The organism is Sphingopyxis sp. EU05-FHT14B03 (genome assembly GCF_058790875.1).
This window is the reverse complement of the sequence record NZ_JBYTDC010000002.1, coordinates 209,949-234,805: the sequence shown is the minus strand read 5'-3', so window position 1 is coordinate 234,805 and position 24,857 is coordinate 209,949. Positions and strand designations below refer to the sequence as shown.

Genomic DNA, 24,857 nt, shown 5'->3' with positions numbered 1-24,857 from the left:
ATCGCATGACGATCGAAAAGCTGCTGATCGCCAACCGCGGCGAAATCGCGCTGCGCATCCACCGCGCGTGCCACGAGATGGGCATCAAGACCGTCGCGGTCCATTCGACCGCCGACGCCGACGCGATGCACGTCCGCCTTGCCGACCAGGCTGTGTGCATCGGCCCGCCGGCCGCGAAGGACAGCTATCTCAACATCCCCGCGATCATCTCGGCCGCCGAGGTTACGGGCGCCGACGCGATCCATCCGGGTTACGGCTTCCTGTCGGAAAATGCGCGTTTCGCCGAGATCATCGAGGCGCATAACATGGTCTTCGTCGGACCGAAGCCCGAACATATCCGCACGATGGGCGACAAGGTCGAAGCCAAGCGCACCGCGGTCGCGCTCGGCCTGCCCGTCGTCCCCGGCTCGCCCGGCGCGGTAACCCCCGGCGAGGAAACGCGGAAGCTGGCGGCTGCGATCGGTTATCCCGTCCTCATCAAGGCCGCCTCGGGCGGCGGCGGGCGCGGCATGAAAGTCGTGCCCGACGAGGACAGCCTCGAAAGCCTGATGGGACAGGCCTCGTCCGAAGCCGCGGCGGCGTTCGGCGACCCGACCGTCTATATGGAAAAATATCTCGGCAACCCGCGCCACATCGAATTCCAGGTGTTCGGCGACGGCAACGGGAATGCCATCCACCTCGGCGAACGCGACTGCTCGCTGCAGCGCCGCCACCAGAAGGTGCTCGAAGAAGCCCCCTCGCCCGTCATCTCGGCCGAGGAACGCGCGCGCATGGGCAAGGTGTGCGCCGACGCGATGGCCAAGATGCATTATCGCGGCGCCGGCACGATCGAATTCCTCTGGGAAAATGGCGAGTTCTTCTTCATCGAGATGAACACCCGCATCCAGGTCGAGCATCCGGTGACCGAGATGATCACCGGCTTCGACCTCGTCCGCGAACAGATCCGCATCGCCGACGGCCGCGGCCTATCGGTGCGGCAGGAGGACCTCGAGTTCCGCGGCCATGCCATGGAATGCCGCATAAACGCCGAGGATCCGCGCACCTTCATGCCCTCGCCGGGCAAGGTCACCCAGTACCACCCCGCCGGCGGCATGCATGTCCGCGTCGATAGCGGGCTTTACGCCGGCTATTCGATCCCGCCCTATTACGACAGCATGATCGGCAAGCTGATCGTTTATGGCCGCACCCGCGAAAGCTGCATGATGCGCATGCGCCGCGCGCTCGAGGAAATGGTTGTCAGCGGGGTCAAGACCAACATCCCGCTGCACCAGGCACTGCTTTCGGCCCCCGACGTGATCCACGGCGACTATACGATCAAGTGGCTCGAGGAATGGCTGGCGAAGCAGGACGAAGAGGCGTCGGCCTGACCGCCCGACACCCTTGCCTTCGGCGAGGGGCTAATCGCGCCGAGCTGTGGCCCAGCTCACTTTCACTGGGGGCGCTTTTTGGCTATGGGCCTTGACCATGGTCAAAATCTCCCCCCTCGCCGCCCCGCTTCTTGTCTCGCTGACACTCCTTGCCACCCCGGCCTCCGCGCAGGGGGTCAAGGAAGATTCGGTCGTCGTCCAGCTGGACAAGGTCACCGACGACGCGCCGAAGGTCGAAAGCGCCGCCGAAGCCAATCTGCCGAGTTGGTCGAAGGCCAATGCCGAAGCCCTGCTGCGCAGCATCGAGGGCATCGGGGCCGAGGGGCTGTTCGCCAAGGATTACAACCCCGAAGGCCTTGCCGCCGCGATCGTCAGCGACGATCAGGCGCGGCTCGACCGCACCGCGACCGACAGCTTCCTGCTGCTCGCCACCCACCTGCGCGACGGGCGCACCCCCAATGCCGCGCGCAAGCAGTGGTTCATGGTCGACGACGACGCCGACCATATGCCGCTGGTGTCGATGCTGACCTCGGCGTTGCTCGCCGGGTCGATCGCCGAGACGCTTGCCGGTCTCGACCCCGTCCATCCCGATTTCGCGGCGCTCAAGGCGTCGCTCGCGACGGCCAAGCCCGCCGACGCCAATGCGATCCGCGTCAATATGGAGCGCTGGCGCTGGATGCCGCGCGACCTCGGCCAGCGCTACATCGTCAGCAACGTCCCCGAATATCTGACCCGCGTCATCCATGACGGCACGATCATCGCGACGCACAAGGCCGTCGTCGGCAAGGCCAGCACCGCGACGCCGCAGCTCAACCCGATGGCGACCGGGATCATCGTCAACCCGACCTGGACGCTGCCGCGCAGCATCATCAACGAAGGCATCGGCGCGACGATCGCCAACAATCCCGCCTCGGCGCGCGCGCAGGGCTATACCTGGACGGGCAGCGGCAAGACGCTGTCGGTGGTGCAAAAGGCCGGGCCGGGCAATGCGCTCGGCGTGATGAAGCTCGAAATGCTCAACCCGCACGCCATCTATCTGCACGACACGCCGTCGAAGGGCGCCTTCGCCTCGGCGACCCGCGCCTTCAGCCATGGCTGCATCCGCACCGAGCGTGCGCTGCATTTCTCGGGGCTGATGACGGTGATGTTCGCGGGCAAGAGCCCCGAGGAATTCGGCGCCGCCATCGCCAGCGGCGAAACGACGCGCTTCGGCTTCGACCAGCCCTTCCCGGTCTATGTCGCCTATTGGACGGTGATTCCGGGCGACAAGGGCGGCGTGAAGAAACTCGCCGACATCTATGGCCGCGACGCGCCGGTGGTGGCGAGCTTCGCCCAGCCTGGCCGCCCCGCCGCGATCATGATCGCGCCGACGGTGGTCCCGACGGTGGCGTCTGCACCGGCGAAGGTCAGCGGGGGGAATTGATTTCGATCCTCCCTGCGCCGACGGCGTGGGGAGGTGGCAGCGCGAAGCGCTGACGGAGGAGCCGACGCCGTCAGGCGTCGGTGCGGCGCCGCGGCCCCTCCACCATTCGCTTCGCGAACGGTCCCCCTCCCCATGGCTTCGCCACAGGGAGGATTATCGGCGTCAATCCGCCTTGGTGGGAAAAACGCCCTGCTGGGCGCTCGCGCGCACCATATTTTCGGTGCCAGGCGCCGGCGGTCCGGGCAGTTCGAACGGCACCGGCGCCGGCGGCGGCAGGCTCAGCTTGTCGGCGAACAGCAACCGCCCCGGCCCCAGCTTGTACAGGATCATCGGCAACAATTCCTCGCCGAACACGAAACAGCCCTCGCTCCGTCCCAGCTTGCCCTGCGTCGCGATCAGCGACGGTTCGGCATACCAGGCGCCATGGACGACGATCGCGCGCTGATCGGCATTGTTGTTGTCGGGCTCGAGTCCCGCGAGGCGCATCGACGACCCGTTGCTGCCCCAATAATAATCGCTGGTCCGGTATGCCCCGCGCGAGGTCGCCAGCGACCCGACGCGGTTCGAAAAGCTCTTGAGCCAGCCGTCGTGTTGCGGGTCGGAGCCGCGGCCATGGGTGACCGGAAACATGTCGACCTTGCCCGCGACCATATCGACCAGCGCGAAGCGCGCGCGCGACGACGGCAGGCCGAAATCGACGATTCCGACACGGTCGGTCTGCGGGATATTGCGGCCCTGCATCTCCAGTTGGCGTTTCGCCACAGCGAGATAGTCGACCGGTGACTGCGCCGCCACCGGTTGCTGAATCCAGCTCGGCATCGCCTGCGCGCGCAGCGTCGTCGCGGCGAAAGCGCCTGCGCCCGCCACCGCGGCCAGCATCGATCGGCGATCGATCATTTTTGTCACGTGCAACCCAACCCCGTCTGCCGCCTCTGGCGATCCCTCGTCCGGGTATTAGCCGCAGCTTCGCCTGCGATGGCAAGCGGCAATGCGTTCTTCATGCCGCCAGTTGTGGCATAATCGCCATGAACGGCGGGTTTACACGGCAACCCCCGCCGCGATAGAGCCTAGGCCATGAAAGCAACCATCTGGCACAACCCCGCCTGCGGCACCTCGCGCAAGACGCTCGCGATCCTGCAAGAGACGCCCGGCGTCGACCTCACCGTCGTCGAATATCTCAAGACGCCCTATGAGGCCGACAAGCTGCGCCAGCTGTTCGAAGCCGCCAACATCAGCGCCCGCGACGCGCTGCGCCTGCGCGGCACCGACGCGCAGGAGCGCGGGGTCGCCGACTGGAGCGAAGACGCGATCATCGCCGCGATGGCGGCGAACCCGGCCTATGTCGAACGGCCCTTCGTCGAGACCGATAAGGGGGTTCGGCTGTGCCGACCGATGGACAAGGTGCACGAGATTCTCTGATCGGTTTCGACCGCTTGGGAGTGGGAAGCGGACGCCTATGTCACCGTCATCCCGGGCTTGACCCGGGACCCGCATTTCTTCTTTCGCTGCCGGTTCAAAGACAAGGCAGGCCCCGGGTCAAGCCCGGGGTGACGGGAATGGAGCGACAGCAACCGCTCGATTTATGCCGTTCCGATCCAATCGGCGTCGAACGACGGACAAGCGGTGGAATCCGAACCAACCGGTTTTGGACGAAACGATGCGGCGGCAGATGTCGGGCCGGAAAGCGAGGCAAGAAAATCGCTCGCGGCGGACAACCCTTGCGACCACGATGGGTCAATGACTTTGACACTGAACCCCATTATCGTTCATGCGTCGGCCCCGGAAGCGACTGCCGACAGCGAAGGAAAAGGGAAAACAATGGCCGCGCCATTTTCAATGGACGAGCGACGCGAGCACTTCGCTTATTGCGTCCAACTATTTGGTGGCACCACGGCTTTCTCGCGGCGTCTTGGCATCGACGAGCGGGCCATCCGCCGTTTTATCAACGGCGAGCGGCCTCTTGGTGCCGGACTTCTGGAGGACACCGCAAAGGCACTACGCCTGCTCATCGCGGAGGCAACCACGGCCGAAGAACAGATCGCTGCCACATTGCGCTTTCCACCGACCGATCCGTCATAATTTGCCCCATCAGACCCGTCGCGATTAGCGTTCGATGGCGGAGGGTCAGGACCGGGGGACGGAAAATGGTCGGCTGAGCTGCTGAAATTGGTCGAAAGCCGACCAAAGGACGCTTCCCGCTGGACAGAATCGCGACCCTGCCGCTACCCGCGCGCCATGGGTATCACCGCAACAATCATGAACACCGCCACCGGCCAGCCGATCCAGAAGATGAGCTTTGGCCGCATGCCGAAACCATGGGCCAGCTTCACGCTCGAAACCGGCGAACTGGTCACCGCCGAGCGCATCGACGTCGGCAAGCCCGCGCCGGGCAAATTCGTCGCCCCGGTCAGCGTCTGGGTGACGGTCAAGCCGAAGGGCTGATAGCGCCTATTTCTTGTCCCACGGCGACGACGTGTCGCCGGACGCAGCCCCACCGCCCCCGCCACATGGCGTCAGCACCGCGGGCGCGGGTTCGCGCAGCGTGAACACGCCGTCGTTGACGATCTCGATCGCGCCCGAAGCCGACTTGCGCTGCATCACCGTGATGCAATAATCGCTGTGGTTCGGCCAGATCGCGTCGAACTGCGCCGACGGCACCGCGATATCGGTGCTTTCGCCGGCCTGATACGGGTCGATCTCGAACGAATCGCGCCGTCCCTTGCGGCCATGGCTCGCATATTTGATCGGATAGCTGGCGGGCTCCCAGGCGGCGGAGGAAAAGCCGAACTCGGTCCAGTCGCTGATCCGCCAGGCCGCTTCCCCGCCGGTGAAGCCCGTGAGGAACGGGAGGAACAGCACGATCAATATCTTCTTGGCGATCCCCATCGGCTCGTGCGGCCGCGTGATGACGAACAGCGCAAAGGGTATGCCGAGGACAAAACCGATCAGCCGCATCGCGTTGAGGAAGGTCCCGTTGATCGGCGTGATCAACGAAGTCCCCGAAAACAGCGCCTCGATGCACAGCAGCGCCAGCAGTCCGCCCATTATGATGGCAGCAAGGCGCAACGCCGAAATGCGGTTGGCCGGTTCGTCGGCCTCGAAGGCATAGGGTGGTGCCCGCTCGGTCACCGGCTCCCCGGCAGACGCGCCCATCAACGCGCTGCGCCGCCGTCCGAAACCCCCGCCCGTCAGATTGTCGCGACTGTCCATGGCCATGCCCCCTCTGACGGCACAGCTATACGGCAAGCCTTGATATCGCGTTACTTATCCCGCCCCAATCCGTCCGCCCGCGATGCGGAAGCGCGTCACCGGTCCCGGCATATCCGCGAACAGCGCCGCCTCGGTGCCGGTCAGCCAGGCCTGTCCACCCTGCCCCGCCAGCCGCTCGTAGAGCGCCGCACGGCGCATCGGGTCGAGGTGCGCGGCGACTTCGTCGAGCAGCAACACCGGGCGCTGGCCGCGCGCGCGCGCGACGCAATCGCTGTGCGCGAGGACGAGCGAGAGTAGCATCGCCTTTTGCTCGCCGGTCGAGCAGCGCGCCGCGCTGCGCCCCGTCGCGGCGTGGACCGCCATCAGGTCGTCGCGATGCGGCCCGGCGGTCGCGCGGCCCGCTGCCGCGTCGATACGCCGCCGCCCGGCGAACAACGCCCTCAGCGCGTCCGCCGTCCATGGCGCCCCGCGCTGTGCCCCCTCGCTGTCGACCAGCGTCAGCAGCGGGCGCGCGAAGGGCGCGTCGGGTTGCTGCGCCAGTTCGACCGACAACCCCGCGAGTGTCCTCTGCCGCGCCGCGTCCATCGCCGCGCCATGGTCGGCGAGTTGCGCCTCGAGGCTGGTCAGCCATTGCAGGTCGGCGCCCGCGAAGTCGGCGAGCAATTTGCCGCGCGCGCGCAGCGCCGCCTCATAGCGATTGCCGTGCTGCGCGTGGCGTGGGTCGAGCGCGAGGACCAGCCGGTCGAGGAAGCGCCGCCGGTTGCCCGCGGTCTCGACGAACAGCCGGTCCATCGCCGGGGTCAGCCACAGCACCGCGAGCCAGTCGCCGAGCGCCGTCGCCGCCGCAGCCGCGCCGTTGACCCGCACGATCCGCCGACCGGGGTGCGCGGGCTCGATCCCGGTACCCAGCGCGACCGGCGCCAGATCGTCGCCCGCCTGCACCTCGGCGAAGACCGCGAAGCCCCCGCTGGCGCCGTCGCGCACCATGTCGGACAGCGCCGCGCGCCGCAGCCCGCGTCCCGGCGCGAGCAACGAGATGGCCTCCAGGATATTGGTCTTGCCCGCACCATTGTCGCCGTGGAGCGCGACGAGGCCCGGCCCGGCCGCCATTTCCGCCGCGGCATGATTGCGAAAATCGGTGAGCGAGAGGCGGGCGAGCGTCATTGAGCCGTCGTCCTAGGGGATTTGGCGCGGCGAAGGAACGCCCTGTTTCCCCCTCCCGCTTGCGGGAGGGGTCGGGGGAGGGCCTGTCCTTTGAACACTGCGTAAGAAACACGCCCTCCCCTAACCCCTCCCGCAAGCGGGAGGGGGATGGCCCCACTAATCCATGTTAGAATTTTCCGTTCATTGGGAATTAATCCCGTTAGACAGCATTTTTCCCGTTGAAACAATCGATCAAAATCCGAAAAACCGCAGTTAACCGCCAATGAATGAAATTGGCACGGCTCCTGCATTACCCTTGGCATCTGCCGGAAGGTCCGGCGGGATGAAAAAAGGAAGGACAAAATCATGGCCCATTTCAACGCAGACTCGCTTCGCAGCTACGCCGTCGCCGCTTTCGCTTCGGTCTATTGCTCCGCGATGCTCTTCATGGTCGCCGTCGGTCAGACGGGTGCACATGTCGGTCAGTTGGTCGCTTGACCAACTGACCCGCCGCCACCGAAAAACGCCGGCCCGATGGCCGGGATGGAAAGGAAAGAAATGACACAGGGTTTTCGCAAGAATCGTCGCGATGGGATGGTCTTCGGCGTCTGCGCCGGCATGGCCGACCGCTTCGGCTTCGACGTCTTGTGGACGCGCGTCGCCTTTGTCGCGCTGACTTTGCTGGGCTTCGGCCTGCCGCTGCTGCTGTATGTCACCGTCGCGATCCTCGCGCCGTAGAGCCAGCACCGGGCCGGCCGCCTTTCAGGCGCAGTCGCACCGGCCCGCACATTCCCACAGATCAAAGGCTCGCCGGTCTATCCCCCGGCGGGCCTTTTCATTTGGGTCGGATCGAGAAATTATACGGCAGGTACAGGAACACCTCGGTCGGGCTGGCCTGCGCCCAGGCAAGCTGCTCGTTGAGCCCGGTGACCTCGACGCCATAGTCGGGACCGAAGACCGCCGCGGTCTTCAGCCCCTCGGCGGCGACCAGCCTGACGATCTCGGTCCGATACTGGTCGGGATTCTTGATCGTCAGCGTGATGCCGCCACGCTTCTCGATCAGCGCACGACCGTTCGCGGGCACGCCTTTGACAAAAGTGTCGATCCGCTCCTGCGCGCTGCCGACCGAACCCGCGAGTCCCGCCTTGACGAACAGCCCGATCTCGCTGGTGTCGGGCCGTCCGCCGCGCTGGAAGACCAGGCCTTTGTAGTTTGTCAGCGTGACCTTGGTCAGTTCGAAATCGCCGGTAACCAGTTCGACGCCGGCACTCTCGGCGCGGCGGATCGCGGCCTCCAGCATCGCGTGGATCTCACGCTTGCGGACATCCTCCTCGCGCGAGTCCGAGGTGAATTGCACCCGCTGGATCGCGCTGTCGGCGGTGCGGCGCAGGCCCACCACCGGCTGCACATCGGCAAGATAGCCCGCCGAGGCGCGCTGCGCGGTGACCACCACCTCGCCCTGGATATTGCTGTTGTCCTGCGCGGCGACGCCACCGCCGCCCGCCGCCAGCGCGAGAACCGCCGCCAGTCCGATCCTGCCGATGCTCATGATACCCTCCTTCGCCGCAGATGTGCGTTCCGTGGACGGCGTATCAGGCAATGGCCTGCCCGGCCATGAACGAAAAAGGACCCGCCGGTTTCCCGGCGAGTCCTTGTTTCTTGTCGCAAGCCGTGTGGCCGAGGAGCTTACTCCTCGCCCTCACCTTCGGGACGGTCGATCACCGCGACATCGTCGGTGGTGAAGTCCTCGCCCTGCACCTTGCCCAGCGGATCGTCGCCGATCGCCGCTTCAGGGCCCTGCGCCAGTTCGGCGGCATGCTCTGCGGCGGCGGTCGCCGGTGCGATCAGGTCTACCTGGTTCGCGGCGCGCATCGCAGCGCGCAGCGCGGCATCCTTCGACGAGGCCGTCACGCGGACGCGGTTCATGGCAGCGCCGGTACCCGCCGGGATGAGGCGGCCGACGATGACATTTTCCTTAAGCCCGATCAGCGAGTCCACCTTGCCCTGCACCGACGCTTCGGTCAGCACGCGGGTCGTTTCCTGGAAGGATGCCGCCGAAACGAAGCTGCGGGTCTGCAGCGACGCCTTGGTGATGCCCAGCAGGACCGGGCGACCTTCGGCCTTGCGGCCATTCTTCGGCAGCTTGGCGTTATATTCCATCATCTCCAGATAATCGAGCTGCTCGCCCGGCAGCAACGTGGTGTCGCCGCCTTCGGTGATCTCGACCTTCTGCAGCATCTGGCGAACGATCACCTCGATGTGCTTGTCGTTGATCTTCACGCCCTGCAGTCGATAGACTTCCTGGATTTCGGCGACGAGATATTCGGCCAGTGCCTCGACACCCATGACGTCGAGGATGTCGTGCGGGTTCGGCGAACCGCTGATCAGCGCATCGCCGCGCTTGACCTGGTCGCCTTCCTGCACTTCGAGGACCTTCGACTTGGGGATCAGATACTCGATCGGATCGCCTTCTTCCGGAACGATCGCGATCTTGCGCTTCGCCTTGTAATCCTTGACGAATTCAATGCGACCGCTGATCTTCGCGATGACGCTGTTGTCCTTCGGAATGCGCGCTTCGAACAGCTCGGCAACACGCGGCAGACCGCCGGTGATGTCGCGCGTCTTCGACGCCTCGCGGCTGACACGCGCCAGCACGTCGCCCGCCTGCACTTCCTGGCCGTCCTCGACCGACAGCATCGTGCCGACCGCCAGCAGGTAGCGCGCAGCCTCGCCCGACTGGTCGTCGAGCAGGGTCAGGCGCGGCTGGAGGTCTTCCTTCTTCGAACGACCCGCCGAGCGATATTCGATCACGACGCGCTGGGCGATGCCCGTCGCTTCGTCGACCTGTTCGATCAGGGTCTTGGTATCTTCCAGATCCTGATACTTCACGACGCCCTGCTTTTCGGTGATCAGCGGCATGGTGAACGGATCCCATTCGGCAATCCGCTCGCCCTTCTTCACCTTGTCGCCATCCTTGAGCAGGATGTGCGCACCATAGGGCAGCTTGTGCGACGCGCGCTCGCGGCCTTCGCTGTCGATCACCGCGACCTCGCCCGAACGCGCCAGCGCCAGGCGGCGGCCACGCTGGTCGACGATCGTCGGCATGTCGCGATATTCGATCGTGCCGTCCGAGATCGATTCGGCGTTCGACTGCTCGTTGACCTGCGCCGCGCCACCGATGTGGAAGGTACGCATGGTCAGCTGGGTGCCGGGTTCACCGATCGACTGGGCGGCGATGACGCCGACCGCTTCACCGATGTTCACCGGGGTCCCGCGCGCGAGGTCACGGCCATAGCATTTGCCGCAAACACCCAGCGTCGCTTCGCAGACCAGCGGCGAACGGATCTTCACCGACTGGACTTCGGCGTCTTCGATCCGCTGCGTCGTCGGCTCGTCGAGCAGGGTGCCGACGGGCGCCAGCACATTGCCGTCCTTGTCGAGCACATCTTCCAACGTGGTACGGCCCAGGATGCGCTCGCCCAGCGAGGCGATCGTCGAACCGCCCTGGATGATCGCGCGCATTTCCATGCCGCGTTCGGTGCCGCAATCTTCCTCGATGACAACGCAATCCTGCGACACGTCGACCAGACGGCGGGTCAAATAACCCGAGTTCGCCGTCTTGAGCGCCGTATCCGCGAGGCCCTTGCGGGCGCCGTGGGTCGAGTTGAAATATTCAAGGACGGTCAGGCCTTCCTTGAAGTTCGAGATGATCGGGGTTTCGATGATCTCACCCGACGGCTTGGCCATCAGGCCGCGCATGCCGGCGAGCTGCTTCATCTGCGCCTGCGAACCACGAGCACCCGAGTGCGCCATCATATAGATGGAGTTGATCGGGGCCAGACGACCCGTTTTCGGATCCTTCGGTTCGGCGCGGATTTCGTCCATCATCGCGTTCGCGACCTTGTCGCCGCACTGCGACCAGGCGTCGATCGCCTTGTTGTACTTTTCCTGCTGCGTGATCAGGCCGTCCTGATACTGCTGCTCGAAATCCTTCACCAGCGCGCGGGTTTCGTCGACCATGCCTTCCTTCGACGCCGGGATGATCATGTCATCCTTGCCGAAGGAGATGCCGGCCTTGAACGCGTTGCGGAAGCCCAGCGCCATGATGGCGTCGGCGAACAACACGGTCTCTTTCTGGCCGGTGTGACGATAGACCTGATCGATCACGTCGCCGATTTCCTTCTTGGTCAGAAGGCGGTTGACGACGTCGAAGGGCACGGTGTGCGACTTCGGCAGGCATTCGCCGATCAGCATGCGGCCCGGGGTCGTCTCGAAGCGGCGCAGATATTCATTGCCCTTCTCGTCGGTCTGCGGGACGCGGCTGATGACCTTGGTGTGGAGCGTCACGGCACCGGTGAACAGCGCCTGATGCACTTCGGCCATGTCGGCGAGCAGCATGCCTTCGCCGGGTTCGCCCGCGCGCTCCATCGACAGATAATAGAGACCCAGCACCATGTCCTGCGACGGAACGATGATCGGCTTGCCGTTCGCGGGGCTCAGGATGTTGTTGGTCGACATCATCAGCACGCGCGCTTCCAGCTGGGCTTCCAGCGAGAGCGGTACGTGGACGGCCATCTGGTCACCGTCGAAGTCGGCGTTGAACGCGGCGCAGACCAGCGGGTGAAGCTGGATCGCCTTGCCCTCGATCAGCACAGGCTCGAACGCCTGAATGCCGAGGCGGTGAAGCGTCGGGGCGCGGTTCAGCAGGACCGGGTGCTCGCGAATGACTTCGTCGAGGATGTCCCAGACTTCCTTGCGTTCCTTTTCGACCCACTTCTTCGCCTGCTTCAGGGTCATCGAGAGACCCTTGGCGTCGAGGCGCGCGTAGATGAACGGCTTGAACAGCTCGAGCGCCATCTTCTTGGGCAGGCCGCACTGGTGCAGCTTGAGTTCGGGACCGGTCACGATGACCGAGCGGCCCGAATAGTCGACGCGCTTGCCGAGCAGGTTCTGACGGAAGCGGCCCTGCTTGCCCTTGAGCATGTCGGACAGCGACTTCAGCGGACGCTTGTTGGCGCCGGTGATCGTGCGACCGCGGCGGCCGTTGTCGAACAGCGCGTCGACGGCTTCCTGCAGCATGCGCTTTTCGTTGCGGACGATGATGTCCGGCGCGCGCAGCTCCATCAGGCGCTTCAGGCGATTGTTGCGGTTGATGACGCGGCGATACAGGTCGTTGAGATCCGACGTCGCGAAGCGACCACCGTCGAGCGGCACCAGCGGGCGCAGTTCGGGCGGGATCACGGGAACGACTTCGAGGATCATCCATTCGGGGCGATTGCCCGAATCGATGAAGCTTTCGACGACCTTCAGGCGCTTGATGATCTTCTTGGGCTTCAGCTCCGACTTGGTCGTCGCCAGATCTTCCATCAGGTCGGCGCGTTCCTGTTCGAGATCGAGATTCTCGAGCAGGACGCGGATCGCCTCGGCGCCGATGCCGGCGCTGAACGCGTCTTCGCCATATTCATCCTGCGCGTCGAGCAGTTCGTCCTCGGTCAGCAGCTGGAACTTTTCCAGCGGCGTCAGGCCGGGTTCGAGGACGATATAGGCTTCGAAGTACAGGACGCGCTCGAGCTGCTTGAGCTGCATGTCGAGCAGCAGGCCGATGCGCGATGGCAGCGACTTCAGGAACCAGATGTGCGCGACCGGCGCGGCGAGCTCGATATGGCCCATGCGCTCGCGGCGGACCTTGGTCACCGTGACTTCGACACCGCATTTTTCGCAGACGATGCCCTTGTATTTCATGCGCTTGTACTTGCCGCACAGGCACTCATAATCCTTGATCGGGCCAAAGATGCGCGCGCAGAACAGGCCGTCACGCTCGGGCTTGAACGTGCGGTAGTTGATGGTTTCGGGCTTCTTGATCTCGCCGAACGACCACGAACGGATCCGCTCGGGGCTCGCAATGCCGATCTTGATCATGTCGAAGGTTTCCGGCTTCGCGACCGGGTTCATGAAGTTGGTAAGCTGGTTCATATTCTAGCTCCACTCTTCCCCTCCCGCTTGGTGCGGGAGGGGCGAGGAAAAGATCTTATTCGGCGGCTTCGGGAAGGGCGTCGGGGCCTTCGTCGGGATCGGTCTCCGCATAGGAAGACAGTTCGACGTTGAGACCCAGCGAGCGCATTTCCTTGACGAGCACGTTGAAGCTTTCGGGAATGCCGGCCTCGAAGGTGTCGTCGCCCTTGACGATCGCTTCGTAAACCTTGGTGCGGCCGATCACGTCATCGGACTTCACCGTCAGCATTTCCTGGAGCGTGTAGGCGGCGCCATAAGCCTGGAGCGCCCACACTTCCATTTCCCCGAAGCGCTGGCCACCGAACTGCGCCTTACCGCCCAGCGGCTGCTGGGTAACAAGCGAGTAGGGCCCGATCGAACGCGCGTGGATCTTGTCGTCGACCAGGTGATGGAGCTTCAGGATATACATATATCCCACCGTCACCTTGCGGTCGAAGCGGTCGCCGGTGCGGCCGTCGTACAGATCGACCTGACCCGACCGGTCCAGACCGGCGCGTTCCAGCATCTCGGACACATCGCCTTCGCGCGCGCCGTCGAACACCGGGGTTGCAAAAGGCACACCCACCGAAAGATTGCCGGCAAGCTCGACGACCTCATCGGCGCTACGCGCCTTGATTTCGTCCGCATATTCATCGCCATAGGCCTGCAGAAGCGCCTCGCGCACCGCCTCGGGCGGAGCGCCCGCCTCGGGGTCGGGGTTCGCCATGCGCCAATCTTCGAGCGCCGCGGTGATCCGGCGACCAAAGCCGCGCGATGCCCAGCCGAGGTGCGTCTCCAGGATCTGCCCGACGTTCATGCGCGACGGCACGCCCAGCGGGTTGAGCACGAAGTCGACGTGCGTGCCATCTTCGAGGAACGGCATGTCCTCGATCGGCAGGATGCGGCTGATGATGCCCTTGTTGCCGTGACGGCCGGCCATCTTGTCGCCCGACTGCAGCTTGCGCTTCACCGCGACGAAGACCTTGACCATCTTGAGCACGCCCGGGGCGAGTTCGTCGCCGCGCTGCAGCTTTTCGACGCGATCTTCATACTTCGCGCTGATCCGCTTGATCGCGTCGTCATACTGCGCCTTGATCGCTTCGAGGGCGGTCTGGGCATTGTCTTCGACGACCGCCAGCTTCCACCAATCGCCGCGGTCGAGTTCGACCAGCATGTCCTCGGTGACCACATCGCCCTTCTTCAGGCCCTTCGGCACCGCGCTGGTCGTCTGACCGATCAGCAGGTCCTTCAGGCTCGAGAAGGTCGCACGGTTGAGGATCGCGCGCTCGTCGTCGGCATCCTGCTTCAGACGCTCGATTTCCTCGCGCTCGATCGCGATCGCGCGCTCGTCCTTGTCGATGCCATGGCGGTTGAAGACGCGGACTTCGACGACCGTACCCGACACGCCCGGCGGCAGGCGGAGCGAGGTGTCGCGCACGTCGCTGGCCTTTTCACCGAAGATCGCGCGCAGCAGCTTCTCTTCCGGCGTCATCGGCGATTCACCCTTGGGGGTGATCTTGCCGGCCAGAATGTCGCCCGGGCCGACTTCGGCACCAATATAGACGATACCCGCTTCGTCGAGGTTGCGCAGCGCTTCCTCGCCGACGTTCGGGATGTCGCGCGTGATGTCTTCAGGGCCAAGGCGCGTGTCGCGCGCGGTGACTTCGAATTCCTCGATGTGGATCGAGGTGAAGACGTCGTCCTTCACGATGCGTTCGCTGATGAGGATACTATCCTCATAGTTATAGCCGTTCCACGGCATGAACGCGACGAGCACATTCTTGCCCAGAGCCAGTTCGCCCAGTTCGGTCGACGGACCGTCGGCGATGATGTCGCCGGTCTTGACCACTTCACCGACCTTCACCAGCGGACGCTGGTTGATGCAGGTGTTCTGGTTCGAACGCTGGAACTTCTGCAGGCGATAGATGTCGACGCCCGACTTGCCGGGCTCGACCATATCGGTCGCACGGATGACGATACGCGTCGCGTCGACCTGGTCGATGATGCCGCCGCGGCGGGCCGCGATGGCCGCGCCCGAATCGCGGGCAACGGTTTCTTCCATGCCGGTGCCGACGACGGGCGCTTCGGCCCGGATCAGCGGCACGGCCTGGCGCTGCATGTTCGATCCCATCAGCGCGCGGTTGGCGTCATCGTTTTCCAGGAACGGAATGAGCGATGCCGCGACCGAAACGAGCTGCTTCGGCGACACGTCCATCAGCGTGATCTGCGCCTTGGGCGCCATCAGGAATTCGCCCGCTTCGCGTGCCGAGATCAGGTCCTCGACAAAGCTCCCGTCCTCATGGAGATCGGCGTTCGCCTGCGCGACGGTGTGCTTCTGCTCTTCCATCGCCGACAGATAGACGACGTCGGTCGTGACCTTGCCGTCGATGATCTTGCGATAGGGGGTTTCGATGAAGCCATATTTGTTGACGCGCGCGAAGGTCGCGAGGCTGTTGATCAGACCGATGTTCGGGCCTTCCGGCGTTTCGATCGGGCAGATGCGGCCATAGTGCGTCGGGTGAACGTCGCGGACTTCGAAGCCCGCGCGCTCGCGCGTCAGACCGCCCGGCCCGAGCGCCGAAACGCGACGCTTGTGCGTCACTTCGGACAGCGGGTTGGTCTGGTCCATGAACTGCGAAAGCTGCGACGAACCGAAGAATTCACGCACCGCGGCAACCGCGGGCTTCGCGTTGATCAGGTCGTTCGGCATCACGGTCGATACGTCGACCGAACTCATGCGTTCCTTCACCGCGCGCTCCATGCGGAGCAGGCCGACGCGATACTGGTTCTCGAGCAGTTCGCCGACCGAGCGGACACGACGGTTACCGAGGTTATCGATATCGTCGATTTCGCCCTTGCCGTCCTTCAGGTTCACCAGTTCCTTGACCACGGCGAGGATGTCCTCGCTGCGCAGCGTCGTCACCGTGTCCTCGGCGTCGAGGCCGAGGCGCATGTTGAGCTTGACGCGGCCGACGGCCGACAGGTCGTAACGCTCGGCGTCGAAGAACAGGCCGCCGAACAGCGCTTCCGCGGTTTCGCGCGTCGGCGGTTCGCCGGGGCGCATCACGCGATAGATGTCCGAAAGCGCCTGGTCGCGGTCCTCGGCCTTGTCGACCTTCAGCGTGTTGCGGATCCAGGGGCCGGTGTTGTTGTGGTCGATGTCGAGCAGGACGAGCTTGTCGATGCCCGCGCCGTCGATCTTCTCGAGATTCTCGGCCGACACTTCGTCGCCGGCTTCGATGTAGATCTCGCCGGTGGCTTCGTTGATCAGGTCATAAGCCGAGTAACGGCCGAAGATTTCCTCGGTCGGGATCAGCAGCGTGTCGAGACCATCCTTCGCCGCCTTGTTGGCGAGGCGCGGGCTGATCTTGTGGCCGGCGGCAAAGACGACTTCGCCGGTCTTGGCGTCGACGACGTCGAACGCGGGCTTCGACCCGCGCCAGTTTTCGACCATGAACGGCACGCGCCAGCCATTTTCGGCGCGCTCGAAGACGAGGCGGTCATAGAAATCGTTGAGGATTTCCTCGCCCGTCATGCCCAGCGCATAGAGCAGGCTGGTGACCGGAAGCTTGCGCTTGCGGTCGATACGGACGTTGACGATGTCCTTGGCGTCGAATTCGAAGTCGAGCCACGACCCGCGATACGGGATCACGCGCGCGGCGAACAGGAACTTGCCCGACGAGTGGGTCTTGCCGCGGTCGTGATCGAACAGCACACCCGGCGAACGGTGCATCTGCGACACGATGACGCGCTCGGTGCCGTTGACGAAGAAGGTGCCGTTCTCGGTCATGAGCGGCATGTCGCCCATGTAGACGTCCTGCTCCTTGATATCGAGAACCGAACGGGTGTCGGTTTCGCTGTCGACTTCAAAGACGATCAGGCGCAGCGTGACCTTCATCGGCGCCGCATAGGTGATGCCGCGCTGACGGCATTCGTCGACGTCGTATTTCGGCGCTTCGAGTTCGTAGTGGACGAAGTCGAGCTCGGCGGTACCGGCGAAGTCGCGGATCGGGAAAACGCTGCGCAGCGTCTTTTCGAGGCCCGAAACATAACCCGTCGACGGATCCGAGCGCAGGAACTGCTCATAGGATTCGCGCTGCACCTCGATGAGGTTGGGCATTTCCACCGCTTCGTGGATGTTGCCGAACAGCTTACGGATTCGCTTGCTTGCGGTTGCTTCGAGGGCCTTGCCCACCGACTTCGCCTTGGTCGCCATAAGTGATTGTCTCGCCTTGATAAAATAACTCGTGGGCGCATCGACGCGAAAAAAGCCGCAGGCAACCGTCGCCGGTTTACCGCAGCTTTCAAACGCCTGTCGAAATCCCCGCCGACCTATCCGTACAGCCTGCCGCGCAAAGTCAGGCTCTATCTCGGACGATGGGGTGTGACCGCGATATAGGATCGGGGCCCTGTTTTGTCAACGCGGCGGCGACAGGAACCTCAGCGATCGAGCCCGTCGATCTTGCGTTCGATCCGCTCCAGCCGCGCGGCGATATCGCCGCCAGCGCTGCCCGGCGGCGCTGGCAGGTTCAGCACCGGCATCACATAGATGGCGACGCGGCGCCGGATTTCCAGCGGATCGTCATAATCCTCGGCACCGAGCACGAGCATCTGATGGAGCAGCCATTCGATCAGCCGGTCCAGGTCGTCGGGCGGCGCCCAGCCGCCCGAGGCGATCGCGCCGTCGAACATCGACCGCACCAGCGCCCCGGTGATCGACTTGTGCGCCGCGAGGAAGATCGAGAAATCGTCGTGGAGCAGCCCGTCCTGCGCGACCTTGTGGATCCACGGGGTGTTGCAGATGCTTTCGATCCCGCCCGCGATCACCTGCTCCAGCCGGTCCTCGATCGGCCCCAGCCCGACCGCGATCTTCGCCCCCTGTTCCAGATACGGCCCCGCCAGATGCCGGAGCAAGGCGAGCAGCAATCCGTCGCGGTTGCCGAACCAGCGATAGAGCGTTGCCCGCGACACTCCCGATTCGCGCACGACATGATCGATCGTCGTGTCGTGAAAACCGATGCGCGACACCACCTCGGCGGTCGCGTCGAGCACCGCCGCGCGCGCCGCATCGCCGCTCGCGGGGCGCAGATTTTGGCCGAGACTCGCGATCTTTCCCTCCATCGTTGAGACGCGCTGGCTAGCATATCCCACCCTATGAGGCAAAATGTTGCATCTATCTCACTTAGTGTGATAAGTGGGCCTCAATGTCTCGCGGACGAACAGACCGGCTCCAGCCGGTGGCGCGCGATGGAGGGAGAGAAAAATGAGAATGACGCACGGACTGTTTTTGCTGCTGACCAGCGCCAGCATCGCGATCGCCACCGGCGCCGCGGCACAGGAAGCGCCCGCCCCCGCCCCTGCCGACGCGGAGACGACGCAGGGCGGCATCGAGGATATCGTCGTCACCGCGCGCCGCACCAGTGAGGTCGCGCAGACGATTCCGATCGCGATCACCGCCTTTGGTGCGCAGCAACTGACCGACGCCAATGTCGAGGGCATCGCCGACATCGCCAAGCAAACCCCGAACTTCTTCGTCCAGACGTCGAGTGCCGACCCGACCGGCGTCCTCCTGACGATCCGCGGCCAGTCGCAGCAGGATTCGATCCTGACCATCGAATCGCCGATCGGCGTCTATGTCGACGGGGTGAACTACATCCGCTCGTCGAACCTCGAGACCGCGCTGTTCGACACCGAGCGCGTCGAGGTGCTGCGCGGGCCGCAGGGCACGTTGTTTGGCAAGAACACCACCGGCGGCGCGATCAACATCACGACGCGCCAGCCCGACCTGTCGGGCGTCGGCGGCTATGTCCAGGCGAGCGGCGCGACCCACGACCGCTACGATATCGGCGCGGTGTTCAACCTGCCCGTCGTCACCGACAAGCTGGGTGTGCGCCTCGTCGGCCGCTGGCTCGACAACGGGTCGCTCGGGGTCAACGGCCTGAACCAAGGCATCGGCGGGCGCGAGCAGATCGCCTTTCGCGCGAACACATTGTTCACCCCCAACGATGCGGTCAGCTGGGCGATCTCGGCCGATTACACCCGCACCAAGGGCGATGGCCCGGTCAGCAAGCTCGCCTTCGTCAGCCCCTTCCCCAGCCCCGCGGCGGGCACCCCCAACCCCGCCCCGGCGCTGATCGACATCGCGATCAACCAGGGCATCCTTAACCCGGCGCTGCTCGCCGATCCGGTCGCCAACGGCCCCGCGATCGGTGCCGCGCTGGCGCAGGCCCGCACGCTTTTCGCCGGTCTCGTCGACCGGCGCGGATTTTACGACAATGATGCAACGGGCGCGCAGGGCATTTATGCGCGCACCTATGGCGTCAGCTCGAACCTGGCGGTCGAGCTGACGCCAAATTTGTCCTTCCGCTCGATCTCGGCGGCGCGCTGGCTGAAACGCTGGCTCGACGTCGACCTCGACAGCTCGCCCTTCCCGCTGCTCGAGGCGAGCCTTTCCAGCCGCGCGAAAAATCTCAGCCAGGAATTCCAGTTCAGTGGCACTGTCGGCCAAGGCCTCGACTGGATCGTCGGCGCCTATTTCAACGAGGAAACCGGCCGCGATTTCTCGCGCGCCACCGCGCTCGGCACGATCAACGCGACCAATCCGAACATCACCGACGGCTTCGTCAAGAACAGCAGCTGGGCGGTGTTCGGCCAGTTCAACTATGACCTGACCGATGCCTTGCGCTTCACCGGCGGGCTGCGCTGGACCGAGGAAAGCAAGGAATTGCGCTCGTTCAACCGCTCGTCGGGCGGCGCGGTGTGCAACATCCCGCCGGCGCTGCAACTCGGCGGCACCTGCCAGGCGGTCTTCAAGGACGGCTTTTCGGATTACAGCTATCTCGCCAGCGTCGACTGGACCCTGCGGCCGGGGCTCTTGGTCTATGCCCGCACCGCACGCAGCTTCAAGGGTGGCGGCCAGAATCTGCGCGGCACCGGCAGCGCCGACAGCTTCGCGGCCTTCGCCCCCGAAACCGTCACCGACTATGAAGTCGGGACAAAGGCCGACCTGTTCGACCGGCGGCTGCGCATCAACGCCGCGATCTTCCAGGCCAATTACAGCGACATCCAGCGCACGATCGTCCAGGCCTCGCCCGGCGGCGCGATCGTCAGCCTGGTCACCAACGCGGCGCGCGCGCGGATCCGCGGCGGCGAGCTCGAAGTCACCGCGATCCCGCTCGACGGGCTGACCCTGTCGGGCAGCGTCGGGGTCAACGACGCCAAATATCTCGACTTCACCGACGTCACCGGCGACCGCTCGAACGAACCCTTCCAATTCCCCAAATACAGCTACCGCCTCGGCGCCACCTACGCGGCGCCGCTCGATTTCGGCGAACTGCGGCTCAGCGTCGACTGGACCTGGCGCAGCGCGACCCAGCTCGTCGGTTCGGCGATCTACCGCGATAGCCTGCGCCAGCCCGCCTACGGCCTGCTCGGCGCCCGCGCGTCGGTGGATATCGAGAGCCTGAACAGCCAGATCGCGATCTTCGCGACCAACCTGACGGGCAAACGCTATGCGGTGTCGGCGGTGCAGTTCGACAACAGCCTGGGCTTCAACAGCCTCTACGCGGGCGAACCGCGGGTGATCGGGGTGCAGTTGACGACGCGGTTCGGCGGGGAGTGAGCACGGCCGCCGCGGTCGCAACGCCGCTCTCATAAGCTTCGTCATTGCGAGCGAAGCGAAGCAATCCAGAGCGGTTTACGCCGCTCTGGATTGCCGCGTCGCTTCGCTCCTCGCAATGACGAGACTTGAGTGGCAGCCCCCGCGCGCGCCGACCGACGTCAGAAAATCCCCTTCAACAAATTCGCCGGATTCTTCCGCAACGCCGCCTCTTCGCCCGCCATATATTGGAAAATGCCTTTCAGCGCCTGCTCGGTCACCGACTTGGTCAGCCCGTCATGCGTCAGCCCCGCCGACGCCAACAGCGAATTGCCCTTCGACAAATCGTCGAGTTGGCGAAAGGCGCCGACATTCTGCAGCGCCGATCCGACCAGCGGCGACACTTTGGTGAACAGCACGTCCCCGGCGCTGGTCTGCAGATAGCGCGTCGCGCCATCCTTCTTGGTCACCAGCGCGGGTGCGTCGGACCAGCGCAGGTCGTCGATCGCGGCACGAAAAACCGGCTTCGCCTCGCCCGCGGCCTTGCCGCCGGCGTCGTTCAGGCTTCTGGTCAAATTGGTCGTCAGGCCCAGCTTGTCGCCCATGCCGAACAGCTTCGACGCCATTTTTCCGCCCGCCCCCGGCAACAGGATGCGCACCGCCTTGTCGGCGTAAAAGGCCCCCGGCTGCGCCAGTTTGTCGAGCGCCCCGTCGGACGCGTTGCCGATCAGCGACTTCACACCGCCGTTCGGCGCCTTGGCCATGGCGAATGGCGTCACCGCGAGCGCCAGCATCCCGGCCGCCCCCGCAAACAGCGCCCGGCGCCGCATTTCCGTCTCGTCCCACTCCATGACGCACTCCTGCTCGGGCCTGCCGCAATCGACGGGCCGGTTGTAGCAGCAAAGCGTTGGCCGCCATAGAGCGTCGGTGAGACGGATGACGTCCGCTAACGACCGAAGCCAGCCCTAAAAATCCTCCCTGCGGCGCAGCCGTGGGGAGGGAGGCCGCCGCGCAGCGGTGGTGGAGGGGCGGTGGCCTTGCGCCAGCCTTTGACGGCGTCGGCCCCTCCGTCAGCGCTGCGCGCTGCCACCTCCCCATCGCTGCGCGACAGCGAGGAGCGGCGACGCCCGCTTTCTACCCCTTCTCGTCCGCGCGACTCCAAGCGGAGGCGATGACGGCAAACGACCGGTTGCGGACGATGGATTCCTGCTCCATTCAAACATGTAATGGGTATTGTTGCGAGAGCGTAGATGTTGCGAGACAAACAGAGAGCGGTCATCGTGGCCGCAATCCTTTCAGTCGCCGCCTCCCTCTCCATGCTGGTGAGCACTTTTGTGGCCCCGGAATTTCCCATTTGGCCCATTATGGCGTGCAATTGGCTGCTCTTCATGTCTGTAACTTGGCTCGTCGGCCACCAGGTGAGCTTATTCGGACAATGCAAAGGCATCGGTCGCGTCAACCGGAACATCTGGCGCGTGGTGATACTTGCCTTCTCCGGTTGTGGCTTCGTCGCGATAGCCAATGGCGCAACCATCATCTGAAATTACTGACGGCGCCCCACCCCAAAGCCGACCGCCCACCGCTCAAGCCGCCATGCGCAGCCGGTTCCGTCCCTCGCGCTTGGCGGTGTAGAGCGCGTCATCGGCGCGCTGGAGCAGTTCCTCGACGCCAGTCTCGCCGGCATAGACCGCGACGCCGATGCTGACCGTCGCCGGCGGACCGTCGTCGTCGGCGCGGCCGTTCAAGGCCTCGACCGCCTGCCGCACCCGCTCGGCGACCAATTCGGCGGCCTGCGCGCTCGACCGTTGCAGCACGCAGACGAATTCCTCGCCGCCATAACGGCCGACCATATCCTCTTCGCGCAGCGACGCCTTGGCGCGCTGCGCGACGCGGCGGATCACCGCGTCGCCGACGCCATGGCCGTGGATGTCGTTGATCCGCTTGAAATGGTCGATGTCGAAGATCGCGACCGCCAGCGGCGCACCATTCTCCCGCGCGCCGACCAGCGCGCTCTCGAGGAAGGCGAGCGTGTGGCGGCGGTTCGGCAATCCGGTCAGTGCGTCGGTGTTCGCCGCGGCCTCGGCATCGCTTCGCGCCGCTTCGAGCATGCGGGCGTTCTCGACGGTCTCGGTGACATCCTGGATCGTGCCGAAGATGCCGACCGGCTTTCCGCCACGGCTCATTTCGATCGAGCCGTGCGACACGATGTCGCGCACCTCGTCGTCGGGGCGGATGATCTGGCCATGGAATGCGAAGGATGTGCCGTCGGCGACCGCCTTTTGCAGCGTCGCGCGCATCCGGTCGCCGTCCCCGGGCATATAGCGGTCGAGGCTGCCCTGAACCGTCATCGGGGTGTCGGGTTCCAGCCCGTGGATGCGATAGGCCTGATCCGACCATTGGATCGTCCAGCGGACTAGGTCGACGCGCCAATGGCCGACGAGCGCCGCCGCCTCGGCCTGGAGCAGCCAGCGGTTGCTCTGCTCGAGCCGTTTCGCCAGCCGTTGCCGCACGACGAGCAGCGCCGCGAGCGGCAGTGCGGTGAACAACAGCGTCAGCAGATAGAATTGCAGGAACAGGACGATCGTCGTCGGCGCGGCGTCCATATTGGCGATCGGGCCGAGCCCGTGCCCCGTCATCCACGACGCGATGATCGTGACGATCAGCACGCTGGCCGCGGCGCCGAACGGGCCGAGACGATAGGAGGCCGCGACCACCGCGACGCACGGCAGGAAGGTGACCGGAAATTCGGCCTGCGAAAAACAGACCGTGGTGATCGCCGCCGCCGCGGTCAGGATCGCGGTCGCCTCGACGGTCCCGGCGCGATTGCTGTTGCCGAGCGCGCCCGCTCCGGCAAGCCGCGCGAGCATGACGATCGGCGGGGTGACGATCAGCATTCCCAGCCCGACGGTGGTCAGCCACGACCGGAAAAAATCGAAACCGCCACCGGTCAGCAAGGTCGCGATGCCGGCGCTGGCGCAACTGGCGGTCAGCGCCGCGATACAGAAATTGCCGACCGAGCGCGGCACCATGAACGACAATATGCCGCGCTCGCGGCGATTGATCATCCACAGCGCGACGCTACCCTCGATCGCATTGGCCAAGGTGAAGGCGACCGACAGCGACAGCGGGGCGCCGCCAAGCATATTGGCGCTGACGCTGGCGCCCGCCATGCCGACAAGGGCGCCGATCCGCGCGCCGGCCGGCGCCAGCAACAGCATCGCGAGCAGATAGCCCGACGGCGGCCACACAGCGGCGATATTATCGGCGCCCTTGGTCGCGGCAAGCGACAGGCTGGCGAGCAGGAAATAGCCCAGCGCCGTCAAAAGCGACCAGAACAGCGTCTCGACCTTGGGGGACATCGACCGCGTCATGTCGCAAGACTGATCGAAATTGGCAAAGAAATCGATAACATAAGCGCCGTCGCCGCGGATTTGCGACGAAATGCGGGTCGCGGCGCCGGCGGTCAGGCCACCCCGCCGAAGGTCAGCCCGACGACCTGTTCGACGATCGCCTCGTTCCAGTCGATGCGGCGGTCGAGGATCAGCATCGCCAGGCCATGGACCAGCGCCCAGGCGTGCAGCGCGGCAATATCAGGGTCCTTCACCCCCGGCAGCGCCTCGCCGACCCCGGCACGGAGCAGGTTGTACGCCACTTCGCCGCCGTCTTCTTCGCCATCCTTGCGGTCGGGCATCTGGCGCGTGAAACTCAGGCGGAACAGCGCCGGCTCGTCGTGCGCGAACCGCACATAGGTGGCGCCGGTCGCCTTGAAGCCCGCGACCCCGCCGCCCGCCTTCAGCCACGCCTGCGCCTGCAGCGCGCCGAGCCGCCGCAATCCCTCACCCGCGAGCGCGTCGAGCAGCGCCTCCTTGTCGGGGAAATGGCGGTAAAGCGCGGTCGCGCTGACCCCGACATCGCGCGCCAGCGCGCGTAGCCCCAGTTCGCCGTCGTCGCCGGCTTCCAGCCGCTTGAGCCCCGCCGCGATCACCGCCGCGCGCAGGTCGCCATGATGATAGGTGCCCGCCGCTTTCGCGCCGTCGCTTTTTATGTTGACACTGTTATCTTTGCTCGCCATCATGTTGTCACTGTAAACATATCGAGTCGCCCACGCAACCCCACGTTGCGCGGC

General features: G+C 65.0%; 19 protein-coding genes. 9 read left to right on the top strand and 10 right to left on the bottom strand.

What is annotated here, in order from left to right:
* The first annotated feature begins 5 nt into the window (after nucleotides 1-5).
* A complete protein-coding gene (gene accC, locus AC3WS4_RS10220) occupies nucleotides 6-1,367 on the top strand; it encodes an acetyl-CoA carboxylase biotin carboxylase subunit (RefSeq protein WP_187138890.1) in 1,362 nt (453 codons plus the stop codon).
* A gap of 97 nt (nucleotides 1,368-1,464) precedes the next feature.
* Complete coding sequence (locus AC3WS4_RS10215) at nucleotides 1,465-2,790, top strand: L,D-transpeptidase family protein (RefSeq protein WP_492739036.1); 1,326 nt, start codon at nucleotides 1,465-1,467, stop codon at nucleotides 2,788-2,790.
* A 162-nt stretch (nucleotides 2,791-2,952) separates the two neighbouring features.
* Here the strand turns inward: AC3WS4_RS10215 and AC3WS4_RS10210 are convergent, their stop codons facing one another.
* Entirely contained in the window at nucleotides 2,953-3,687 is a 735-nt protein-coding gene (locus tag AC3WS4_RS10210) for a murein L,D-transpeptidase catalytic domain family protein (protein ID WP_492739037.1), read from the bottom strand.
* Between the two features lie 177 nt (nucleotides 3,688-3,864).
* Between AC3WS4_RS10210 and AC3WS4_RS10205 the strand changes: the two genes are divergently transcribed.
* The 3 genes from AC3WS4_RS10205 to AC3WS4_RS10195 all read left to right on the top strand — a co-directional run bounded on the left by AC3WS4_RS10205 (nucleotide 3,865) and on the right by AC3WS4_RS10195 (nucleotide 5,232).
* Nucleotides 3,865-4,209 carry an arsenate reductase family protein gene (locus AC3WS4_RS10205; RefSeq protein WP_187138892.1) on the top strand — a complete coding sequence of 115 codons (345 nt, stop codon included), beginning with the start codon at nucleotides 3,865-3,867 and terminating at the stop codon, nucleotides 4,207-4,209.
* Between the two features lie 204 nt (nucleotides 4,210-4,413).
* On the top strand, nucleotides 4,414-4,869 hold the full coding sequence (locus AC3WS4_RS10200) for a helix-turn-helix domain-containing protein (protein WP_262407986.1): 456 nt from the start codon (nucleotides 4,414-4,416) through the stop codon (nucleotides 4,867-4,869).
* A 156-nt stretch (nucleotides 4,870-5,025) separates the two neighbouring features.
* The gene (locus AC3WS4_RS10195) at nucleotides 5,026-5,232 is read left to right on the top strand and encodes a hypothetical protein (protein WP_082545055.1); all 207 of its coding nucleotides are present in this window, start codon (nucleotides 5,026-5,028) and stop codon (nucleotides 5,230-5,232) included.
* Between the two features lie 6 nt (nucleotides 5,233-5,238).
* Here AC3WS4_RS10195 and AC3WS4_RS10190 read toward each other — a convergent pair whose 3' ends face one another.
* Nucleotides 5,239-6,000, bottom strand: coding sequence for a hypothetical protein (locus tag AC3WS4_RS10190; RefSeq protein WP_187138893.1), 762 nt, complete (start codon nucleotides 5,998-6,000; stop codon nucleotides 5,239-5,241).
* 54 nt (nucleotides 6,001-6,054) lie between these two features.
* Nucleotides 6,055-7,164, bottom strand: a complete 1,110-nt coding sequence (gene recF / locus AC3WS4_RS10185) for a DNA replication/repair protein RecF (protein ID WP_492739038.1) — start codon at nucleotides 7,162-7,164, stop codon at nucleotides 6,055-6,057.
* A 345-nt stretch (nucleotides 7,165-7,509) separates the two neighbouring features.
* Between recF and AC3WS4_RS10180 the strand changes: the two genes are divergently transcribed.
* Nucleotides 7,510-7,641 (top strand): hypothetical protein, encoded by a 132-nt coding sequence (locus tag AC3WS4_RS10180; protein ID WP_262407985.1) that lies wholly within the window; start codon nucleotides 7,510-7,512, stop codon nucleotides 7,639-7,641.
* A 60-nt stretch (nucleotides 7,642-7,701) separates the two neighbouring features.
* Nucleotides 7,702-7,881 (top strand): PspC domain-containing protein, encoded by a 180-nt coding sequence (locus AC3WS4_RS10175; RefSeq protein WP_056348315.1) that lies wholly within the window; start codon nucleotides 7,702-7,704, stop codon nucleotides 7,879-7,881.
* 97 nt (nucleotides 7,882-7,978) lie between these two features.
* Here AC3WS4_RS10175 and AC3WS4_RS10170 read toward each other — a convergent pair whose 3' ends face one another.
* The 4 genes from AC3WS4_RS10170 to AC3WS4_RS10155 all read right to left on the bottom strand — a co-directional run bounded on the left by AC3WS4_RS10170 (nucleotide 7,979) and on the right by AC3WS4_RS10155 (nucleotide 18,255).
* Entirely contained in the window at nucleotides 7,979-8,692 is a 714-nt protein-coding gene (locus AC3WS4_RS10170) for a TonB-dependent receptor (RefSeq protein ID WP_492739039.1), read from the bottom strand.
* A gap of 137 nt (nucleotides 8,693-8,829) precedes the next feature.
* A complete protein-coding gene (rpoC, locus tag AC3WS4_RS10165) occupies nucleotides 8,830-13,116 on the bottom strand; it encodes a DNA-directed RNA polymerase subunit beta' (protein WP_187138896.1) in 4,287 nt (1,428 codons plus the stop codon).
* A gap of 55 nt (nucleotides 13,117-13,171) precedes the next feature.
* Complete coding sequence (gene rpoB / locus AC3WS4_RS10160) at nucleotides 13,172-17,350, bottom strand: DNA-directed RNA polymerase subunit beta (RefSeq protein ID WP_056348324.1); 4,179 nt, start codon at nucleotides 17,348-17,350, stop codon at nucleotides 13,172-13,174.
* A gap of 224 nt (nucleotides 17,351-17,574) precedes the next feature.
* Nucleotides 17,575-18,255, bottom strand: coding sequence for a TetR/AcrR family transcriptional regulator (locus AC3WS4_RS10155; RefSeq protein ID WP_492739040.1), 681 nt, complete (start codon nucleotides 18,253-18,255; stop codon nucleotides 17,575-17,577).
* Nucleotides 18,256-18,397: 142 nt separating this feature from the next.
* Here AC3WS4_RS10155 and AC3WS4_RS10150 point away from each other — a divergent pair, with 142 nt between their 5' ends.
* Nucleotides 18,398-20,755: a TonB-dependent receptor gene (locus tag AC3WS4_RS10150; protein ID WP_492739041.1), complete on the top strand. Its 2,358-nt coding sequence runs from the start codon at nucleotides 18,398-18,400 to the stop codon at nucleotides 20,753-20,755.
* Nucleotides 20,756-20,913: 158 nt separating this feature from the next.
* Here the strand turns inward: AC3WS4_RS10150 and AC3WS4_RS10145 are convergent, their stop codons facing one another.
* The gene (locus AC3WS4_RS10145; RefSeq protein WP_262407984.1) at nucleotides 20,914-21,582 is read right to left on the bottom strand and encodes a DUF4197 domain-containing protein; all 669 of its coding nucleotides are present in this window, start codon (nucleotides 21,580-21,582) and stop codon (nucleotides 20,914-20,916) included.
* Between the two features lie 399 nt (nucleotides 21,583-21,981).
* On the opposite strand from AC3WS4_RS10145, the gene AC3WS4_RS10140 reads away from it, so the two are divergent.
* Nucleotides 21,982-22,272 carry a hypothetical protein gene (locus AC3WS4_RS10140; protein ID WP_187138899.1) on the top strand — a complete coding sequence of 97 codons (291 nt, stop codon included), beginning with the start codon at nucleotides 21,982-21,984 and terminating at the stop codon, nucleotides 22,270-22,272.
* Between the two features lie 42 nt (nucleotides 22,273-22,314).
* Here the strand turns inward: AC3WS4_RS10140 and AC3WS4_RS10135 are convergent, their stop codons facing one another.
* On the bottom strand, nucleotides 22,315-24,102 hold the full coding sequence (locus tag AC3WS4_RS10135; protein WP_492742761.1) for a sensor domain-containing diguanylate cyclase: 1,788 nt from the start codon (nucleotides 24,100-24,102) through the stop codon (nucleotides 22,315-22,317).
* Between the two features lie 92 nt (nucleotides 24,103-24,194).
* The gene (locus AC3WS4_RS10130; RefSeq protein WP_492739044.1) at nucleotides 24,195-24,803 is read right to left on the bottom strand and encodes a TetR/AcrR family transcriptional regulator; all 609 of its coding nucleotides are present in this window, start codon (nucleotides 24,801-24,803) and stop codon (nucleotides 24,195-24,197) included.
* Nucleotides 24,804-24,857: the final 54 nt, after the last annotated feature.

Coding starts and splice junctions, on each gene's coding strand:
- accC (WP_187138890.1), top strand. CDS start 6: ATGACGATCGAAAAGCTGCTGATCGCCAACCGCGGCGAAATCGCGCTG.
- AC3WS4_RS10215 (WP_492739036.1), top strand. CDS start 1,465: ATGGTCAAAATCTCCCCCCTCGCCGCCCCGCTTCTTGTCTCGCTGACA.
- AC3WS4_RS10210 (WP_492739037.1), bottom strand. CDS start 3,687: ATGATCGATCGCCGATCGATGCTGGCCGCGGTGGCGGGCGCAGGCGCT.
- AC3WS4_RS10205 (WP_187138892.1), top strand. CDS start 3,865: ATGAAAGCAACCATCTGGCACAACCCCGCCTGCGGCACCTCGCGCAAG.
- AC3WS4_RS10195 (WP_082545055.1), top strand. CDS start 5,026: ATGGGTATCACCGCAACAATCATGAACACCGCCACCGGCCAGCCGATC.
- AC3WS4_RS10190 (WP_187138893.1), bottom strand. CDS start 6,000: ATGGACAGTCGCGACAATCTGACGGGCGGGGGTTTCGGACGGCGGCGC.
- recF (WP_492739038.1), bottom strand. CDS start 7,164: ATGACGCTCGCCCGCCTCTCGCTCACCGATTTTCGCAATCATGCCGCG.
- AC3WS4_RS10180 (WP_262407985.1), top strand. CDS start 7,510: ATGGCCCATTTCAACGCAGACTCGCTTCGCAGCTACGCCGTCGCCGCT.
- AC3WS4_RS10175 (WP_056348315.1), top strand. CDS start 7,702: ATGACACAGGGTTTTCGCAAGAATCGTCGCGATGGGATGGTCTTCGGC.
- AC3WS4_RS10170 (WP_492739039.1), bottom strand. CDS start 8,692: ATGAGCATCGGCAGGATCGGACTGGCGGCGGTTCTCGCGCTGGCGGCG.
- rpoC (WP_187138896.1), bottom strand. CDS start 13,116: ATGAACCAGCTTACCAACTTCATGAACCCGGTCGCGAAGCCGGAAACC.
- rpoB (WP_056348324.1), bottom strand. CDS start 17,350: ATGGCGACCAAGGCGAAGTCGGTGGGCAAGGCCCTCGAAGCAACCGCA.
- AC3WS4_RS10155 (WP_492739040.1), bottom strand. CDS start 18,255: ATGGAGGGAAAGATCGCGAGTCTCGGCCAAAATCTGCGCCCCGCGAGC.
- AC3WS4_RS10150 (WP_492739041.1), top strand. CDS start 18,398: ATGAGAATGACGCACGGACTGTTTTTGCTGCTGACCAGCGCCAGCATC.
- AC3WS4_RS10145 (WP_262407984.1), bottom strand. CDS start 21,582: ATGGAGTGGGACGAGACGGAAATGCGGCGCCGGGCGCTGTTTGCGGGG.
- AC3WS4_RS10140 (WP_187138899.1), top strand. CDS start 21,982: ATGTTGCGAGACAAACAGAGAGCGGTCATCGTGGCCGCAATCCTTTCA.
- AC3WS4_RS10135 (WP_492742761.1), bottom strand. CDS start 24,102: ATGACGCGGTCGATGTCCCCCAAGGTCGAGACGCTGTTCTGGTCGCTT.
- AC3WS4_RS10130 (WP_492739044.1), bottom strand. CDS start 24,803: ATGGCGAGCAAAGATAACAGTGTCAACATAAAAAGCGACGGCGCGAAA.